Genomic DNA, 1,220 nt, shown 5'->3' on the forward strand with positions numbered 1-1,220 from the left:
TAAAACGCTCGATGTACTTCATCGGGCGTTTTGTATTTTAAAGCCGTATGAGGCCTCATTTGATTATAGATATCTACGGACTCTGCTACCATCGTCCTTGCTTCTTTCAGATCTTTCGGTTTCTTCAGCAAGAGCTCCATTTTGAGTATCCCATTTACACGCTCAGCTAAAGCATTCTGATAACAGTCATACCCGTCAGTCATTGAGCAAGTCACTCTATGTTTCTTATGGATATCTTGATATTCCCTCGAACAGTATTGTGAGCCTCTATCTGAGTGGTGTATTAGCTTTTCTTCACTCTGCCGTTGCCTGAGAGCTGAGATAAATGCCCGCTTAACTGATTGAGTTTTCATGTTGTCATCCACATAAAAACCAACAATCTTCCTTGAATAAGCGTCTGTAACCAAGCTGAGATAACTCTCTCCATTTTGAGTTGGCAAGTAAGTAATATCAGCAACCCACAGTTGTTCTGGCTTCGTTGGTGTCAGCCCATCTTTCACTTTGTTTGGGTGACAGAAAAATCGATGACGGCTGTCAGTCGTTCGGTGATAGGCTCGTCTTGCTCTCACTAACAGCCGATGCTTTCTGAGAAGTTCAAAGAGCTTATCGCGACCTATTTGAATGCCCTTTGTTGCTGCTAAGAACTTCAGTTTACGCGTGCCAATGCGTGGCTGCTTCAGCCTGACTTCACGGACAAAGCCAATGACAGCATGCTCATGATGTTCACAACGAGATTGAGTTTGGCATTGCTTATAATAAGCTTGGCGAGAGATTTGTACTAACTGACAAAACTTCGTAACGCTCAAACCTACTATGGTTTTCTCTTGGACAACGCTTCTTTGTGCTTTTTTGTCACTCTAACACCATAGTCACGTTCCATAACGTTCACGACAGCTTCAAAGAAGTCGGCTTTGAGTTGAGCATCTTCGAGCTGCTTCTCAAGCTCTTTAATACGTTGCTCTGGTGTAGGAGGTAAATTGAACTCGGCCATAGAGTCTCCTTTGGACATAAAGTTAGGTGTCCCTTTAGACCAATCTAGTCGACCATGCTTACGAAGCCAAACCAAAACCGTAGAGCAACCTTGGATGCCATACTTCTCTTGGGCTTGTTTGTAAGTGAGGCTTCCTTTTTCAACCTCATCAACTACAGTGAGTTTAAAAGCGAGGGAGTAATCGCGCTGAGTTCTTTTAGTTGTTGATTTCATAACACTCTCCAATTTT

1 protein-coding gene is annotated in these 1,220 nt (G+C 43.0%); it reads right to left on the reverse strand.

Annotation, left to right across the window (positions count from 1 at the left end):
• Positions 1-1,204 (reverse strand): IS3 family transposase gene (locus tag R7070_RS25705; protein ID WP_102949714.1). Its coding sequence is split into 2 segments (ribosomal slippage), with 1,205 coding nucleotides annotated over them: positions 1-853 and positions 853-1,204; the frame shifts between segments, so codons are not numbered across the junction. This gene is flagged as partial in the annotation.
• Positions 1,205-1,220: the final 16 nt, after the last annotated feature.

Source organism: Vibrio sp. 1557 (genome assembly GCF_033340175.1).
GTDB classification, from domain to species: Bacteria; Pseudomonadota; Gammaproteobacteria; order Enterobacterales; family Vibrionaceae; genus Vibrio; species Vibrio alginolyticus.